Genomic DNA, 15,357 nt, shown 5'->3' with positions numbered 1-15,357 from the left:
CAGTCATGGCCGACCGGACCCAGAGGTCGATCATCATCGATGCACCGTCGGATCGGGTGATGGCCGTCATCGCCGATCTGGAGGCGTACCCGGAATGGGTGGCGGCGGCGCGTTCGGTGGAAGTTCTCGACACATTCGCCGACGGCCGGGCCCGGACCGCGCGGTTCGTGCTGGACGCGGGCGTCGTCAAGGACACCTACGTCCTGACCTACACCTGGCGTCCCGACGGCCGGGCGGTCAGCTGGCAACTCTCCAGCGGTGATCTGCAGAAGGCGCAGGACGGCAGCTACGAGCTGATCGATCAGCCCGACGGCACCACCCAGGTGGTCTACGAACTCACCGTCGATCTGACCATCCCGATGATCGGCATGTTCAAGCGCAAGGCGGAGAAGGTCATCACCGACACCGCGCTGAAGGAACTCAAGAAGCGGGTCGAGGACTGACCGGTTCAGCGCCCTCCGCGGATTCCCCGGCCGGGTCCGCGACTCGCCCCGCGGGCTCCGCGCAGGAGTCCGCGGCGGATGGGTCGCGCGGGACGCGGCTCGAGCTGTTCGCGGGTAAGGGCGGTGTCGGCAAGACGACGCTGGCCTGCGCCACGGCGATGGCGTACCGGGCGGCGGGGGAGTGCGTGCTGCTGGCCTCGCTGGATCAGGCGCATTCGCTGGGTGACGCGCTGGGCCACCGGTTCCCGCGCGACCCCGGGACCGTCGCCGGGGTGACCTCGGTGCTCCCGGGCCTGGACGTCATCGAGGTGGATTCCCTTGCGCTGCTGGAGGATCGGTTCCGCGGCGTGGTGCGGGTGCTGGGCGGCGCGGGCCATGAGCACGGGGTGGACCTGGGCTCGCTGGACCCGGCCGAGCTGACCGGTCTGCCGGGCGTGCAGGAGTTGCTGATGCTCAGCGAGATCGCCCGGTTCGCCGACGAGGGCGACTGGGACGTCATCGTGGTGGACTGTCCGCCGACCGCGGACATGTTGCGCATCGTCACCGGTCCGAGCACGCTGCTGGGCTATCTGGACCGGATCTGGCCCGCGCACGCGCGCGCGATGAGCGCGGCCGGGCGGGATCTGCGCCAGGCGATCCTGGCCGTGACCGCCGAGCGGATCGCCGGCGCGGTCGCCCGGGTGCGCGATCTGCTGGCGGATCGGTCCCGCACCGGAATGCGGCTGATCACCGTCGCCGAACGGGTCGCGGTCGCCGAATCGGTGCGGGTGCGTTCGGCCGCGGCGCTGCTGGATCTGCGGCTGGACGAGGTCGTGGTGAACAAGGTGCTGCCGCCGCTGCCGGAGGCCGAACCGGCGGATCATCCCGCGGTGCGCTGGTACGCCGAGCGACGTGCCGAACAGCTCGGCGTCATCGCCGATCTGCGGCGGCGCATCCCGGATCTGCCGGTGCGGATCGCCCATCACAGCGGGTCCGAGCCGGTCGGCGCGGAACCGCTGGCGGCATTGGCGCTGGAAACGCGTGGTAATCGGGCGGGAACCGGTCCAGACCCTATGCTTGGCGGCGACGCGGCGGGCCGGGACGCGCGACCCGGCGAGCCGCAGGTGCGGCTCGAGTCGGGCAGCGGTCTGCAATCGGTGTACACGTTGCGGCTGGCGTTGCCCGTGGTCGACCCGGCGACGCTGCGACTGGGACGAGTGGAGGACGATTTGATCGTGGGAGCGGACGGGATCCGGCGTCGGCTGCGGCTGGCCCCGGTACTGCGGCGATGTACCGTCGACGGCGCCGAGCTGGGCGACGGCCTGCTGGTCGTGCGCTTCCGTCCCGACCCCGAGGTGTGGCCGCGATGAACGATTTCCGCCAGGCGCACGGTCCCGAACACGACGCGCGCGTCGGTGAACTCGCCGAGGAACTGCGGCTGCTGGCCGAGGTGCTGCTCGAGCGGGTCGAGCCGATGCTGCGCCGTGCGGCCGCGGACGGCGGCGCGGAATGGGCCGGTTGCAGCTGGTGCCCGCTGTGCGCGGCGGCGGCGCTGGCGCGCGGGGAGCACCACGACGTGGTCGCCTCCCTCGCCGCGCACGGCACCGCCATCGTGACGGTGCTGCGCGAGGCGCTGGCCGGGGTGCCGGTCGAACCGGTGCTGCCGACCGACGAGCCCGAGGACTCCCCGGCGGATCGCGCGTCGGCCGACGAGGCATCGAAAGACGCTGCGCCGCAGGACGATCCATCGGACGACGCCGCGGATCCGTTCGGTCCGCGCGCCGCGGCCCCCGACGCGCGGAGTTTCTCGGCCGCCGTCCACGACGCCGGAACACCTTCCGGCGCACAGGAATCCGAAGTGCGGGCGAGTTCCACACCGGCGGGAGACGGCAGACCCCGGTACATCTCGATCCCGGTGCAGATCAAGGTATGACCACGCGTATCGGGCGGGAACGGCCCCTGACCGTCGGAATCGATGTCGGCGGCACCAACATTCGCGCGTCGGTGGTCGACGGCGCGGGTGAGGTGCTCGACTCCGTGCAGGCTCCGACCCCGCATTCGGAACGGGCCCTGGACGACGGTCTGGAACGCGCGGTGCGCGAGTTGCGCGGGCGGCACCGGATCGGCGCGGTCGGCCTCGCGGTGGCCGGATTCGTCGACGAGACAAGGACTTCGGTGCGTTTCGCCCCGCATCTGCCGTGGGAGGATTCGCCGGTCGCGAGCAGACTGTCCGAGCGACTCGAACTGCCGGTCATCCTGGAACACGATGCCAATGCCGCGATGTGGGCCGAATACCGGTTCGGTGCGGCGGCCGGTGCACACAACGGCGTGCTGGTCGCGATCGGCACCGGCATCGGCGCGGCGCTGCTGGTCGGTGGTGAGCTGTATCGCGGAAGTTTCGGTGTGGCACCGGAATTGGGACATCTCCAGGTCGTCCCGAACGGCCGCGCCTGCCCGTGCGGCAAACGCGGCTGCTGGGAGAGGTATTGCAGCGGAACGGCATTGGTGGACACCGCGATCGAGCGGCTGGCCATCGATCCGGCCCGTTCGACGATCCTGGCCCGCGAGGTCTCCCGCGATCCGGGCTCGCTGACCGGACGCCGGGTCGCCGGCGCCGCGCAGGACGGCGATCCGGTCGCCCTGGAAGTGCTCGCGGACTTCGCGCGTTGGCTGGGTCTGGGCCTGGCCTTCGTGAGCGATATCTTCGATCCGGATCTGGTGGTCATCGCCGGTGGGGTGAGTTCCTCGGCCCCGCTGTTCCTGGACGAGGCGCGCGAACATTACGCTGCCTCGATCACCGGCGCCCGGCATCGGCCGCTGGCTCGCATCCGCACCACGCAACTCGGTGAGGGCGCGGGCATGATCGGCGCGGCGGAACTGGCTCGTACGGCGTTGGGTGCGGGGCCCGCCGCTGAACACCACGTTCCGGTGGTGTGAAATCCCCCGTGCGAACTTGGTCACAACTCATCACCGGCGGTAGAGTCGGCATCGGACTGTGGTGCCCGCGACGACGCCGGTCCCGGAAATCAGACTGGGGTGAAAGGACGCAATGTTCTACTGGCTGTTGAAATTCGTGTTCCCGGGTCCGTTCATGCACCTTTTCAATCGGCCTACGGTCGAAGGTGTGGAGAACATCCCGCTGGACGGACCGGTGATCCTCGCGGGCAATCATCTGTCGTTCACCGACTGGCTGTTCACGCCGTTGATGAGCCCGCGCCGGATCACCTATCTGGCCAAGGCCGAATACTTCACGAGCCCGGGCATCAAGGGCCGACTACAGAAGTTCTTCTTCTCCGGCACCGGCCAGTACCCGATCGACCGCAGCGGGGCCGACGCCGCCGAGAGCGCGCTGAACACCGCCCGCAAGCTGCTGAACGAGGGTCGCGTGGTCGGGCTGTACCCCGAGGGCACCCGCTCGCCCGACGGGCGGCTGTACAAGGGCAAGACCGGCGTCGCGCGCCTGGCGCTGGAGACCGGCGTCCCGGTGATTCCGGTCGCGCTGATCGGCACCGACGAGGTCTGCCCGCCCGGACCGTTCCGCTGGCGGATGCGCAAGGTGAGCGTGAAATTCGGTAAGCCGATCGACTTCTCGCGTTACGAGGGGATGGGCGGTAACCGTTTCGTGGAGCGCGCGGTGACCGACGAGATCATGTACGAGTTGATGCGGATGTCCGGGCGGGAATACGTGGACGTCTATGCGGCCAGCCTCAAGAAGGGCGTGCCCTCGGGCAGCCGTCCCGAGGCCGACCGCATGCCGGAATCCATTGCCGGATAAGCACTTTCATTTTCCGTTCGCGGAAATTGCGGAAAACAGCGCGTCGCATCACCTGCGGCGCGCTTTTTCTATCGCCTCGAATTTGGCCAGATTGTGCCGGGCGTCGGCGAGGGCGTCGTGCGCGTCGGCGGGAATCGGCGGCAGCTGCGGGCGTCCGGCCATATCCCAGTGCTGGCGCAGTTCGTTGGTGTAGCGGGGCATATCGGTGGGCAGATCGACCATCGAACCCCACAGCTGGCACAGCGCGACGTGATCGTAGGCCCCGACCCACGCCCACAGCTCCGGCTCGATACCGGTGCGGGGGATCAGGAAACGGTAGATGTCGTCGCGGATCTGACGCCGGGTGCGCCACAGCGGGGAGGACGGTGCCGGCAGTTTCGGCAGCACGTTGCGCCGCACCCACGGGCCCGCCTTCGTCGCGTCGAATTCGCTGGACACCGCGTAGTACTCCCGGCCGTCCTCGCAGGCGACACCGATCGAGACCAGGTCGATGGTGGTGCCGTCCTCGATGAATTCCGAATCGTAGAAGTAGCGCACCGGTCGAGGTTACGGCGTGTTCGCCGCACGTTCGCGAACTGCCCCACCTCCGGGTGAGCGCGAGTTCGCGGCCGAATCTATTCTTGTCTGGTGAACTGGACCGTCGACGTACCGATCGATCGCCTGCCGGAGTTGCCGCCGCTGCCCGCGGAGATGCGTCGCCGGCTCGACGACGCGCTGAGCCGTACCGCGTTGCAGCAGCCGTCCTGGGATCCCGAACAGGCCGAGCGGATGCGCACCGTACTGGAGAGCGTGCCGCCGATCTGTGTCCCCGCCGAGGTCGAGGAGTTGCGCTCGCACCTGGCCGAGGTGGCGCGCGGTGAGGCTTTCCTGATGCAGGGCGGTGATTGCGCGGAGACGTTCGCCGACAACACCGAACCGCACCTCCGCGGCAATATCCGCACCCTGTTGCAGATGGCCGTGGTGCTGACCTACGGCGCGAGCCTGCCGGTGGTGAAGGTGGCCCGGGTCGCGGGGCAGTACGCCAAACCGCGTTCGGCCGACACCGATGCCAAGGGCCTCAAGTCCTACCGTGGCGACATGGTGAACTCGATCGTCGCGGATGCCGCACTGCGCGAACACGATCCGTCGCGGCTGGTGCGCGCCTACGCCAATGCCAGCGCGGCGATGAACCTGGTGCGCGCGCTGACCGGCGCGGGCATGGCCGATCTGCACAAGGTGCACGATTGGAACCGCGATTTCGTCGCGCAGTCCCCGGCCGGGGCGCGGTACGAGCAGCTGGCCGAGGAGATCGATCGCGGCCTGCGCTTCATGACCGCCTGCCGGGTGCAGGATCCGAGCCTGCAGGCGGCCAAGATCTACGCCAGCCACGAGGCGCTGGTGCTGGACTACGAGCGGGCGATGCTGCGGCTGTCGTACAACGCCGCGGGTGATCCGGTGCTGTACGACCTGTCGGCGCACTTCCTGTGGATCGGGGAGCGCACCCGGCAGCTGGACGGCGCGCACATCGCGTTCGCGGAACTGCTGGCCAATCCGATCGGACTCAAGATCGGTCCGGGCACCACGCCCAGCCAGGCGGTGGAGTACGTGGAGCGGCTCGATCCGAACAACGAGCCCGGCCGGTTGACGCTGGTGGCCCGGATGAGCAATCACAAGGTGCGCGACGTGCTGCCGCCGATCATCGAGAAGGTGCAGGCGACCGGTCACCAGGTGATCTGGCAGTGCGATCCGATGCACGGCAACACCCACGAATCCTCGACCGGTTACAAGACCCGGCACTTCGACCGGATCGTGGACGAGGTGCAGGGCTTCTTCGAGGTGCATCGCGCGCTGGGCACCCACCCCGGCGGTCTGCACATCGAGCTGACCGGCGAGAACGTCACCGAATGTCTCGGTGGCGCGCAGGACATCTCGGATCTGGATCTGGAGGATCGCTACGAGACGGCCTGTGATCCGCGCCTGAACACCCAGCAGTCCCTGGAACTGGCCTTCCTCGTCGCCGAGATGCTGCGCTGATCGCCGACGAGGAGGGGGCCGCAGCGTTGAACGTGGTATTCCGCGGGGCGGGTGTGTTGCGGGTGGATCCCGCCGATCGCACCATCCTGCGGTTGCTGCGTGACCGGGATCGGGACGGGATTCCGTCGGAGGTGGTGTTGCGCGACGGCAGTCGGCTGCTGATCTTCAACATCTCCTGGGGTTACGATCCGGCCGCGGTGTCGGCGCAGGTGACGACGAATATCAGTCCGAGTATCGGCGGGGTGTCGGTGGATGTGTTCACCACCGACACCGTCGTCGCGATCAACGATCCGGAGACCGGAGCGCCGTTGCTGGCGGTAGCCTGACCGCCTTACCGGTGGGGTGGAGCGTCCGTGTTGCGATGCAGGAAATCGGGATGCGAGTGCGTAATTCCCTGTGTCCCTGCGGCTTTTGGCATCCCGCTATGTTCCCGCCGACAAACGGTTCTATCGGCCGGGGCAAAATTAGCTGAGCTGTTGCTGTATTGGAACTGGTGCGTTAGGTTTTCAGTGTTGATCCGCCGGGGTGGCGGACACTACGCGGGAAATGCTGTGGGAGGACCCGATGCGCGCGATGCCGGTAGCCGGAGAATTGCTTACAGGGATGGGAAGGCGGGCCGCGGCGCGGCGACGACCGCAGCATCCCACCGGCATGGGAAACCGGCCGGTACCTACGACAACCGAGCTGGTCACACACGAAATGCTGGTCGACGGACTCGCGGTGTCGGTGGTGATCGAACGTCCCGAGGTCGACCACGGCGGGTGCAGCTGGCGCTGCCGGATCCGGGTGGCGCGCGGTGACGCCCGCCGCGAGCAGTCCCAGGTCGTCGGGATCAGCTCGCAGGAGGTGCTCGATCAGGCCCTGGATCTGGCCGCCGAACGCCTCGGCATCAGCCGCGCGGATCTGCTGGCCGGAGCCAGCGTCGGCGCGCCACTCAGAATGGCAGGACGGTCAAAGTAATCGTGCTGCCCGGCGCGACATTGCTGCCGCCGAACGGCGTCTGCACCCGCACCGTGCCCTGGTCGGTGCTGAACACCTGGTTCAGCACCACCTTGAAGCCCAGGCCCTCCAACTCCGAACGGGCCGCGCTCGCGCTCTTGCCGACCTCGTCGGGCACCTGCACCGCGTTGGACACGTAGAGGGTCACCGTGCTGCCCGACAGCGCGGAGCTTCCTCCGGGCGGATCGGTGCCGATCACCTGGTCGGCCTTCACTCCAGCGTCGAACCGGGTCTTGGTGTCCTGCACCGTGATTCCCACACTCTGGAGTGCGGCCTTGGCGTCGTCCACGCTCTTGCCGCTCACATCGGGCACGGTGACCCGCACGGATCCCTTGCTGCGGAACACCTTCACGCTCGCCCCCGAGGGCAGCGCGGTCCCCGGCGCCGGATCCAGTTGCGCCACCGTACCTTTCGGCGCGGTACTGGCGATCTCCCCGCTGTCCACCGGAATCAGGCCCTGATCGCGGATGGCCTGCTGCACCGACTGCACGTCCTGACCGGAACGGAACCGCGGCACCTGCGGTTTACCGCTGGACACCAGCACCGCGATCGTCGACCCCTTGAGCACCCGCTGCCCCGCCGATGGATCGGTACCCACCACGCCGCCGACCGGAACGGTATCGGACGCCTTGGCGCGCTGGGTGGTGGAGAATCCGGCCTGTTGCAGTGCCGTGGTCGCCGCGGCGGTGTCCATACCCGCGATCGCCGGGACCGCCGCATAACGTTCGACGCCCAGATACCAGCCGCCGACGCCGAGCAGCAGCGCCAGCGCCACCACGATCCCCACCCAGATCAGCACGCGCCGCCGCGAGGTGTTGCGGTCGTCGTCGTAGTCGGGATAGTAGGGCTCGCGCGGTTGGGGTGCGGCGTAGCCGGTCGGCTCGGCGCGCGAATGCGACGTGGTCAGCACGCGGGTGTGCGGGGAGCCGGCCGATTCGGCGGCGATCCGGGTGGTCGCCGGTTCGGGCGGCGCCGGATGCTGCGGGGTGACCGCGCGGTAGCGGGCGGACTGGTGCTCGGCCGATTCGCGCGGCGCGGGCACGCGGTAGGCGGGCAGGTTCAGCTCCCGCACGATGCGGCGTAGTTCCGCGGCCATCTCGGTGGCGTCGGTGAAGCGGTGCGCGGGCTCGCGCGCGGTGGCCCGCGCGACCAGTTCGTCGAATTCCGGCGGGACGCCCTCGATGAACCGGCTCGGGTTCGGGACGTCCTTCTCCACCCGCTGATAGGCGATCGACAGCGAGGTGTCACCGGTGAACGGCGTTCTGCCGGTGAGCATCTCGAAGATCAGGATGCCGAAGGAGTACACGTCGCTGCGCGCGTCGGCGCTGCCGTTGGAGACCTGTTCGGGGGACAGGTACGCCGCAGTGCCCAGGATGACGCTCGAGGAGGTGATGTTCGAGCCCGCCACCGCGCGGACCAGGCCGAAGTCGGCGATCTTGACCTCACCGGCGTCGGAGATCAGCACGTTCTCGGGTTTCACGTCGCGATGCACCAGCCCCGCGCGATGCGCCACCCCGATCGCGGCCAGCACCGGCTCGGCGACCGCGGCCACCGCGTGCGGGGGCATCGGGCCGCGCTCGCGCAGCAGTTCGCGCAGGGTGCCGCCCTCGACCAGTTCCATGATCAGGAACGGGTGTTCACCGTCGACGCCCTGGTCGTACACCGCGACCAGGGAGGGGTGTTTGAGTTTGGCGACCGCGCGGGCCTCGAATTCGAAGCGGCTCAGGAACTGCGGGTCTCCGGCGAACTTCGGATCCATCACCTTGATCGCGACCGGCCGGTCCAGGCGCGTGTCCACCCCCCGGAACACCATCGACATGCCACCCCGGGCGATCGGCGCGTCGATACGGTAGCGCCCGTCCAGTATCTGGCCGATCAACTGCCCTCCGCCGCCTTTCACGAAGCTCTCACCTCTCGCTGTGCCACCCCGATGGTGGCACCACCGATCGTATAGGCGTGACCCGCAGACTACCGTTGTCGGCGTGAGCGCATTTCCATGCAGCGACGACGTGCTGCCGGAGTCGGTGACCCTGCTCGCCCTGCCCGATGTGGCCGAGCAGCTGGGTATGGCCGTGACCAGAGTGCACCAGATGCTGCGAGATCATCAGATCATCGCGGTCCGACGCGACGGCATCGCGGGCATCCCCACGGACTTCTTCGACGCGGACGGCGCGGTCACCAAACATCTGACCGGCCTGATCACCGTCATGCGGGACGCGAAGTACACCGACGAGGAGATCCTGGAATGGGTCTACCTCACCGACGAGACCCTCCCGGGCCGCCCCATCGACGCGTTGCACGGACCTCTTGCCCGGGAAGTGATCCGCCGGGCGGCCGCGGACCCGTTCTGATCGATGTCCTCGGCTTCCGGTTCGCGGCCCCTCGCGTGTTGCCGCTGAGCCCGCGCCGGGCACGGGTTCCGTGCGCCTGTCACGTGTTTCATAGGTGAGGTGGGTCGCGAACAGTGCTTGTCGGAGTGCGATGGGCCGGGCGGCACCGGGGCGCCAGCCGGTGAGGGCCGCGGGGAGCCGGGTCGCGAACGGTGCTTGTCGGAGTGAGATGGGCCAGGCGGCACCGTGGCGCAGCCGGTGAGGGCCGCGGGGAGATAGGCCGCGGGGAGCCGGGTCGCGAACAGTGCCTGTCGGAGTGCGATGGGCCGGGCGGCACCGGGGTGTCAGCCGGTGAGGGCCGCGGGGAGGTGGGTGGCCGCGACGCGGAGGCGGCGATGTCCCGGGACGACGACTCTGCGGGTGAAGATCTCGTAGCCGGCGTGCTCGATCTCGTCGAGGATGGCGGCGTAGAGCAGGGCGGCGGTGTGGATGGCCGGGCGGACGCGGGGGTGCAGCAGGGCGATACCCGGGTCGGCGATGCGGTAGAGCGCCCGGTTGGTGGCGATGAGGTGGGCCAGGGCGCGGCGCAGGCGCGGGTCGGTGTGGCCGGTGCGGCGGCAGTGGCGCAGGAGGTCCTCGTCGACGCCGAAGGCGGCCAGTTCGGTGGCCGGCAGGTAGATCCGGTCGCGGTCGAGATCCTCGGCGACATCGCGCAGGAAATTGGTCAGCTGGAAGGCTTCGCCGAGCGCGGCCGCCGCCGGTTCGGCCTCGGCCACCGGTACGACCGTGCCCAGCACCGGCAGCATCTGCAATCCGATCGCCGCCGCCGAGCCTCGCATGTAGTCGCGGAGTTCGGCCATCGTGCGATACCGGTTCCGGAATCGCGCGCTGCCGGGCACATCCATCCGCATGGCGTCGAGGAAGACCCAGAAGTGCTGTGGCGCAATGTCGTACCGGGTGATGGTGTCCGCGACGGCGGCCAGCACCGGATCCGGATCGACCGGGCCGCACCGATCCAGGCGGGCGCGCAGCTGCGCTTCGATCCGGTCCAGTCGCGCCACCGCCGCGGAATCGGTTGTGCCCGGGGCGATCTCGTGATCGACGATATCGTCCACGGTGCGCGCGAAGGCGTACAGCGCGTGCACGGCCGGGCGTCGCTCGGCCGAAAGCAGCCGGGTCGCAAGGAAATACGTGCGCCCGTGCGCGGCGGCGACACCCCGGCAGTGCCGGTACGCCTCGGACAGGTCCCCGCCGGGGACCCGCGCGGCGGCAACCGTCGTCATCGCGAGGAGCGGATGCTACCGGACGGTTTCCCGGACCCCGCGCGCAGCCGCAGCGGGTCGACCGTGCGCAACGACAACGCCGCCACCACCGCGGCGAAGGTGGCCGCCGCGACGTACCAGAAGCTGTACAACCCGATCGCCCCACCGGGCTCGAACACCAGCATCAACCACGTGCACAGCCCGACCAGCACACTCAACGTCGTGGTGGACATCGCGAACCCGGCGGCCAGCGCCAGCGGCCACGAGTAGTACCAGGGCAGCGCGGCGGGCGAGAGGATCACGATCGCGACGAACGCGATCACGATGCCAAGCACCGCCTGACGCTCGGTGAGCTTGAACCGCCACCACGTCCAGACCAGCGCGCCCACCATGGCGATCTCACAGATCGGCCGGGTCCAGTCCAGCACCGGATTGAGCGCCCACGGCGTGAACCAGGTGACGATGTGCGCGAGGATCGTCGGCAGCGAGAGCCAGTTGATGATCTTGTTCGATCCGGACAGCGCCGTCAGCCAGCCGATGCCCACCCCGGCCGCGGCCGAGGCGGCGGCGAACACCGCCACGAACACCGTCAGGCCCAGCCCGCCGATCTTCGCGAACGTCCAGATCGGATGCGGGAGCGGCTCCTCGTTCTTCGCCGCGCGGCGTTCGCGTTCGTGGATCATCCAGATCCACACCAGGAACGGCAGCGCCACCCCCGCGGTCGCCTTGATCGCCACCCCGATCGCGACCACCACGATGCCCGCGACGTGATGCCGCTCCAGCACCAGCGCGATACCGGCGGCCATCAGCCCGACCATCAGCATCTCGTTGTGCACGCCGCCGATCAGGTGGATCAGCACCAGCGGATTGAGCACCGCCAGCCACAGCGCGACCGTCGGCTTTCCGCCGAGGTGCTTGGTCAGATGCGGGACCGCCCACATCATCAGGGCCAGACCGGGCAGCATCACCAGCCGCATGGCCCAGGTTCCGGCCACCACGTTGTCGCCGGTGATGGTGGTGATCCACTTGCCCAGCAGCAGGAAGATCGGGCCGTAGGGTGCGGTGGTGCTGGTCCACACCGGGCTCACGTTGTCCAGCAGCACGCCCGGATTCGCGACCGGACCCACCTTGTACGGATCGAAGCCGTCCCGCAGCAGCGCGCCCTGCGCCAGGTAGGAGTAGACGTCCTGGCTGAACATCGGCACCGCGAACAGCAGCGGGAAGATCCAGATGCCCACGATCGCGCGCAACTCGTTGACCGTCACCGGACTGTCCGGATCGCCGCTGTCGCGCAGCGCCGAGACCAGCCGCGTCCCGCCGCCGAGACCGATCGTGATGCGGCCCAGCCGGACCCACGCCACGATCATCGACAGCACACCGAGCCAGACCACGATGGTCGCCAGCGTGTAGCCGTGCCCGAAGCGCAGCCAGGACAGATGCGCGGATTCCAGCAGCGGATCGTTGCGTCGCACCGCGCCCGCGCCGAGCCCGCCGAGAGTGATCAGCAGCGAACCCCAGAAACCCAGGAACGCGGCATGGCCCTCGGGGCTGCGCAGGAATTCACCGGCGATCCGCAACTGCCGGCCGACGGTGCGCGATCTCGCCGCGACCTCGGGTTGCGGGGTCGCGGTGGTGATCAGGGGTTCCGCCGTCGCGGTCGATGGTTCGGGGGTCGGCATAGGTCGTCGTTCCCCCCGGGAATCACGTGCGGTCGAAACTGCGGTCATTGGGTCGCGGGCCAGTTTAATAGTCCTGTCGGGAACACTATCGCGCCGGTCGGCACGCATTGTATGTCGGTATGGCGGTAACTCACCCGGCGACGCCCGTCGCGGCGTTCGCCGATCCGGTGCGGGCGGGCCGCGCGACCGGTCCACGGGGCGTATCCGATCCGGTGATGCGCTGGGCGGCGAGCTTCCCGGACAGCAGTGTCGTGGGCACTCCGACGCCCGGCGTGGTCCCGCAACCGGCCAGCACGACGTTCGCCGCCGAGCGTGGCAGATTGCGGGTGCGGAACGGCCCGGTCTGCCGGAACAGATGCGCCGCCGAGAACGGGGTTCCGGCGATCATGCCCTGATCGGCCCAGGTGCGCGGGGTGTCCAGGTGGTCGACGGTGAAATGTTCGGCGATGCCGTGATAGCCGCGCTGTTCCAGGACGTGCAGCAGCTCGCGCAGGTAGGCCGGGCCCAGCCGGGGCCAATCCAGCGGCGCGGCAACCAGATTCGGGCAGGGAGCCAGCAGCGAGAACGGCTCGTGCCGGGTGTCGCGCTCGATGAACAGTCCCGGATCGCTGAGTGCGGGACGGGTCAGCAGCAGGGACGGATCGCTCATCGTGCGGCCCCGGCCACGTCGCGCGGCGATCTCGGTGAACGTGCGATCCCAGGCGCGGCCGAATTCGATGGTGTGATGGGCCTGCACCGGCCAGCGCGCGGCGATCTCGGCCGGAACGGTGCCGTGCGCGACCACCGCCGACGGTGCCGCGCGCAGCGGACGCCGCCGGGGGATCCCGAAGCGCGACAGTGAACCCAGATCGGCGGTGAGCACCACCGCGTCGCAGTCGTAGCCGCCCGCGTCGGTGCGCACCCGGTGTGCCCGGCCGTCGCGGTACTCGATCCCGGTCACCTCGACGCCCAGTTCGAGGCGCCCGCCCGCGTCGGTGAACGCACCGGCCAGCGCCGCGGTCACCGCCCGCATTCCGCCCCCGGGGAAGTACACGCCCAGCGAGGTGTCCATGTGCGGAATCGATCCGTACACCCCGAGCGCCTGCGCGGGAGCCATCCCGGCGTACAGGGCCTGGAAGGTGAACAGCCGGGCCAGCCGCTCGTCGCGCAGCGTCCGCCGCACATGCGGGCCCAGCCGCCCGAACGCGCCCGCCCGCACCAGCTCGATCAGCGCCGCCCGCTTGCGGCCGATGGTGACCATGTCCAGCGGGGAATCGAAATTGGTGTCCATGAACTCGCCGTAGGCCGCGCCGTAGATGCGGGCCAGCCAGGCACGCAGCTGCCGGTACCGCTCGGCCTCGTCCGGTCCGCAGGTCCGCGTCACCTCGGCGGCCATCTGCTCCGGATCGGAGAACACCGAGATGGTCGATTCGTCGGCGAACCGCGCCCGATAGGCCGGGGCGAGCCGATGGATGCGCAACCCCCGCGACGTGCTGTCCTCACCGACCGCGCCCAGCGCCTCGTCGATGAGTCCGGGCACGGTGAGAACCGTTGCCCCGGAATCGATCTCGTAATCCGGCCCGCGATACACCCCGACCCGCCCGCCGGGATGGTCGGCCCGCTCGAGCACGGTGACCTCGCGTCCGGAACCGACCAGATGCAGCGCCGCGGACAACCCCGACAGCCCCGCGCCGACCACGATCACGCGATCGGTGCGTCCGGTGACCGTCCTCATGCGACGCGTCGGGTGGCCGCGCGGGCCATCGCCTCGAGCCGTCGCTTGGCCGCGGGCGTCGCGGAACATCCCGCCAGCGCCGCGAGGCCCTGCTCGGTGAGCTCGGTGATCCGCCGCTCCACGTCGTCGACCGCGCCCAACCCGGTGATGACCTCCCGCAACCGGTCCACCTCGTCGGAGGTCAGATCGGTGCCCAGGCGTTCGCGCAGCAGTGCGGCCGCGGCCGGATCGGTGGCATCCGCGCGCCGCAGCGCCTCCGCGATCAGCACCGTGCGCTTACCCTCGCGCAGATCATCGCCGGAGGGTTTGCCGGTCACCGCCGGATCGCCGAAGACGCCGAGCAGATCGTCGCGCAGCTGGAAGGCCAGCCCGATATCGGTGCCGAAGGTGCGGTACGCCGTGATCAACGGCGGATCGGCGTCGGCCAGCGCCGCGCCCAGATGCAGCGGCCGCTCGATCGTGTAGGAGGCCGTCTTGTACCGGTTCACCCGCATCGCCGACTCCACTGAATCGTCGGCACCGGCTTCACCGTGGATGTCCAGCAGCTGCCCACCCAGCACCTCGGTGCGCATGGCCGCCCAGACCGGGGTGAACCGGGCGCGCGCGGCCGGATCCAGCCGGGCCGCCGCGACCATGTCGTCGGCCCACGCCAGGGCCAGATCGCCGATCAGGATGCCGACGCTGATGCCGAAATGTCCTGCGTCACCGCCCCATTCGCGCGCGGTGTGACGGGTCTCGAAGTCCACGTGCACGGTCGGGAAGCCGCGCCGGGTGCGTGAGGAATCGATGATGTCGTCGTGGATCAGCGCGCACGCCTGCACCAGTTCCAGCGCGGCGCACGCGTGCAGCACCGCGCTGGCCTGCGGACCCTCCGGATCGCCGCCCGCGCCCAGCCACCCGGTCCAGGCGAAGGCCGGACGGGTGCGTTTGCCGCCGCGCAGCACGAAATCCTGTAGCGCCTCGCTCGCGTCCACGAAGACCGGGCCCAGCTGGGCGACGATCTCCCGGCGCGTGGCGAAGAACCGATTCAGCGCCTCGGTGACAGCGCCGACCAGTTCGGCCGCATCCGCCGCCGGACCAGGACGTGTCGAGGTATCGGCCGACAACGGAACCTCCCAGGGGTGACTTACCGCGACAGCACCGATGAAAAACACTGACGCATA

General features: G+C 69.4%; 15 protein-coding genes. 9 read left to right on the top strand and 6 right to left on the bottom strand.

Annotated elements, in window-relative coordinates; translation table 11 throughout:
• Positions 1 to 5: 5 nt before the first annotated feature.
• The 5 genes from NRB20_RS21850 to NRB20_RS21830 all read left to right on the top strand — a co-directional run bounded on the left by NRB20_RS21850 (position 6) and on the right by NRB20_RS21830 (position 4,197).
• The gene (locus NRB20_RS21850) at positions 6 to 443 is read left to right on the top strand and encodes an SRPBCC family protein (RefSeq protein ID WP_153411976.1); all 438 of its coding nucleotides are present in this window, start codon (positions 6 to 8) and stop codon (positions 441 to 443) included.
• Positions 444 to 547: 104 nt separating this feature from the next.
• Positions 548 to 1,792 carry an ArsA family ATPase gene (locus tag NRB20_RS21845; RefSeq protein WP_153411975.1) on the top strand — a complete coding sequence of 415 codons (1,245 nt, stop codon included), beginning with the start codon at positions 548 to 550 and terminating at the stop codon, positions 1,790 to 1,792.
• On the top strand, positions 1,789 to 2,355 hold the full coding sequence (locus NRB20_RS38305; RefSeq protein ID WP_227833735.1) for a hypothetical protein: 567 nt from the start codon (positions 1,789 to 1,791) through the stop codon (positions 2,353 to 2,355). Before NRB20_RS21845 ends, NRB20_RS38305 begins: the two co-directional genes overlap by 4 nt.
• Positions 2,352 to 3,359 carry an ROK family protein gene (locus NRB20_RS21835; protein WP_153411974.1) on the top strand — a complete coding sequence of 336 codons (1,008 nt, stop codon included), beginning with the start codon at positions 2,352 to 2,354 and terminating at the stop codon, positions 3,357 to 3,359. Before NRB20_RS38305 ends, NRB20_RS21835 begins: the two co-directional genes overlap by 4 nt.
• Before the next feature lie 112 nt (positions 3,360 to 3,471).
• On the top strand, positions 3,472 to 4,197 hold the full coding sequence (locus NRB20_RS21830; protein WP_153411973.1) for a lysophospholipid acyltransferase family protein: 726 nt from the start codon (positions 3,472 to 3,474) through the stop codon (positions 4,195 to 4,197).
• Positions 4,198 to 4,245: 48 nt separating this feature from the next.
• Here NRB20_RS21830 and NRB20_RS21825 read toward each other — a convergent pair whose 3' ends face one another.
• Positions 4,246 to 4,734: a polyadenylate-specific 3'-exoribonuclease AS gene (locus tag NRB20_RS21825; RefSeq protein ID WP_319945243.1), complete on the bottom strand. Its 489-nt coding sequence runs from the start codon at positions 4,732 to 4,734 to the stop codon at positions 4,246 to 4,248.
• A gap of 90 nt (positions 4,735 to 4,824) precedes the next feature.
• Here NRB20_RS21825 and NRB20_RS21820 point away from each other — a divergent pair, with 90 nt between their 5' ends.
• The 3 genes from NRB20_RS21820 to NRB20_RS21810 all read left to right on the top strand — a co-directional run bounded on the left by NRB20_RS21820 (position 4,825) and on the right by NRB20_RS21810 (position 7,170).
• Positions 4,825 to 6,210, top strand: coding sequence for a class II 3-deoxy-7-phosphoheptulonate synthase (locus tag NRB20_RS21820; protein ID WP_319945242.1), 1,386 nt, complete (start codon positions 4,825 to 4,827; stop codon positions 6,208 to 6,210).
• A gap of 26 nt (positions 6,211 to 6,236) precedes the next feature.
• Positions 6,237 to 6,536, top strand: a complete 300-nt coding sequence (locus NRB20_RS21815; RefSeq protein WP_040821110.1) for a hypothetical protein — start codon at positions 6,237 to 6,239, stop codon at positions 6,534 to 6,536.
• 325 nt (positions 6,537 to 6,861) lie between these two features.
• Positions 6,862 to 7,170: a hypothetical protein gene (locus NRB20_RS21810; protein WP_153411971.1), complete on the top strand. Its 309-nt coding sequence runs from the start codon at positions 6,862 to 6,864 to the stop codon at positions 7,168 to 7,170.
• Here NRB20_RS21810 and pknB read toward each other — a convergent pair.
• Positions 7,145 to 9,109 carry a Stk1 family PASTA domain-containing Ser/Thr kinase gene (gene pknB, locus NRB20_RS21805; RefSeq protein WP_319945241.1) on the bottom strand — a complete coding sequence of 655 codons (1,965 nt, stop codon included), beginning with the start codon at positions 9,107 to 9,109 and terminating at the stop codon, positions 7,145 to 7,147. The two genes, NRB20_RS21810 and pknB, sit on opposite strands and share 26 nt — an antisense overlap.
• Positions 9,110 to 9,191: 82 nt before the next feature.
• Between pknB and NRB20_RS21800 the strand changes: the two genes are divergently transcribed.
• Positions 9,192 to 9,560, top strand: a complete 369-nt coding sequence (locus NRB20_RS21800) for an Rv2175c family DNA-binding protein (RefSeq protein WP_319945240.1) — start codon at positions 9,192 to 9,194, stop codon at positions 9,558 to 9,560.
• A gap of 323 nt (positions 9,561 to 9,883) precedes the next feature.
• Here the strand turns inward: NRB20_RS21800 and NRB20_RS21795 are convergent, their stop codons facing one another.
• From NRB20_RS21795 to NRB20_RS21780, 4 genes are all read right to left on the bottom strand, one after another.
• Positions 9,884 to 10,822, bottom strand: coding sequence for a phytoene/squalene synthase family protein (locus tag NRB20_RS21795; protein WP_153411970.1), 939 nt, complete (start codon positions 10,820 to 10,822; stop codon positions 9,884 to 9,886).
• Positions 10,819 to 12,480 (bottom strand): alpha-(1->6)-mannopyranosyltransferase A, encoded by a 1,662-nt coding sequence (locus tag NRB20_RS21790; protein ID WP_153411969.1) that lies wholly within the window; start codon positions 12,478 to 12,480, stop codon positions 10,819 to 10,821. Before NRB20_RS21790 ends, NRB20_RS21795 begins: the two co-directional genes overlap by 4 nt.
• A gap of 130 nt (positions 12,481 to 12,610) precedes the next feature.
• Positions 12,611 to 14,194: a phytoene desaturase family protein gene (crtI, locus tag NRB20_RS21785; RefSeq protein WP_153411968.1), complete on the bottom strand. Its 1,584-nt coding sequence runs from the start codon at positions 14,192 to 14,194 to the stop codon at positions 12,611 to 12,613.
• On the bottom strand, positions 14,191 to 15,300 hold the full coding sequence (locus tag NRB20_RS21780) for a polyprenyl synthetase family protein (protein ID WP_406603864.1): 1,110 nt from the start codon (positions 15,298 to 15,300) through the stop codon (positions 14,191 to 14,193). Before NRB20_RS21780 ends, crtI begins: the two co-directional genes overlap by 4 nt.
• Positions 15,301 to 15,357: the final 57 nt, after the last annotated feature.

Origin of the sequence: Nocardia macrotermitis, from assembly GCF_009604405.1 — a bacterium.
In the GTDB taxonomy this organism is placed as follows: Bacteria; Actinomycetota; Actinomycetes; order Mycobacteriales; family Mycobacteriaceae; genus Nocardia; species Nocardia macrotermitis.
Note: the sequence above shows the minus strand (reverse complement) of the source record. Positions and strands in the feature narration are given on the sequence as shown.

Coding starts and splice junctions, on each gene's coding strand:
- NRB20_RS21850 (WP_153411976.1), top strand. CDS start 6: ATGGCCGACCGGACCCAGAGGTCGATCATCATCGATGCACCGTCGGAT.
- NRB20_RS38305 (WP_227833735.1), top strand. CDS start 1,789: ATGAACGATTTCCGCCAGGCGCACGGTCCCGAACACGACGCGCGCGTC.
- NRB20_RS21835 (WP_153411974.1), top strand. CDS start 2,352: ATGACCACGCGTATCGGGCGGGAACGGCCCCTGACCGTCGGAATCGAT.
- NRB20_RS21830 (WP_153411973.1), top strand. CDS start 3,472: ATGTTCTACTGGCTGTTGAAATTCGTGTTCCCGGGTCCGTTCATGCAC.
- NRB20_RS21810 (WP_153411971.1), top strand. CDS start 6,862: ATGGGAAACCGGCCGGTACCTACGACAACCGAGCTGGTCACACACGAA.
- NRB20_RS21795 (WP_153411970.1), bottom strand. CDS start 10,822: ATGACGACGGTTGCCGCCGCGCGGGTCCCCGGCGGGGACCTGTCCGAG.
- NRB20_RS21790 (WP_153411969.1), bottom strand. CDS start 12,480: ATGCCGACCCCCGAACCATCGACCGCGACGGCGGAACCCCTGATCACC.
- crtI (WP_153411968.1), bottom strand. CDS start 14,194: ATGAGGACGGTCACCGGACGCACCGATCGCGTGATCGTGGTCGGCGCG.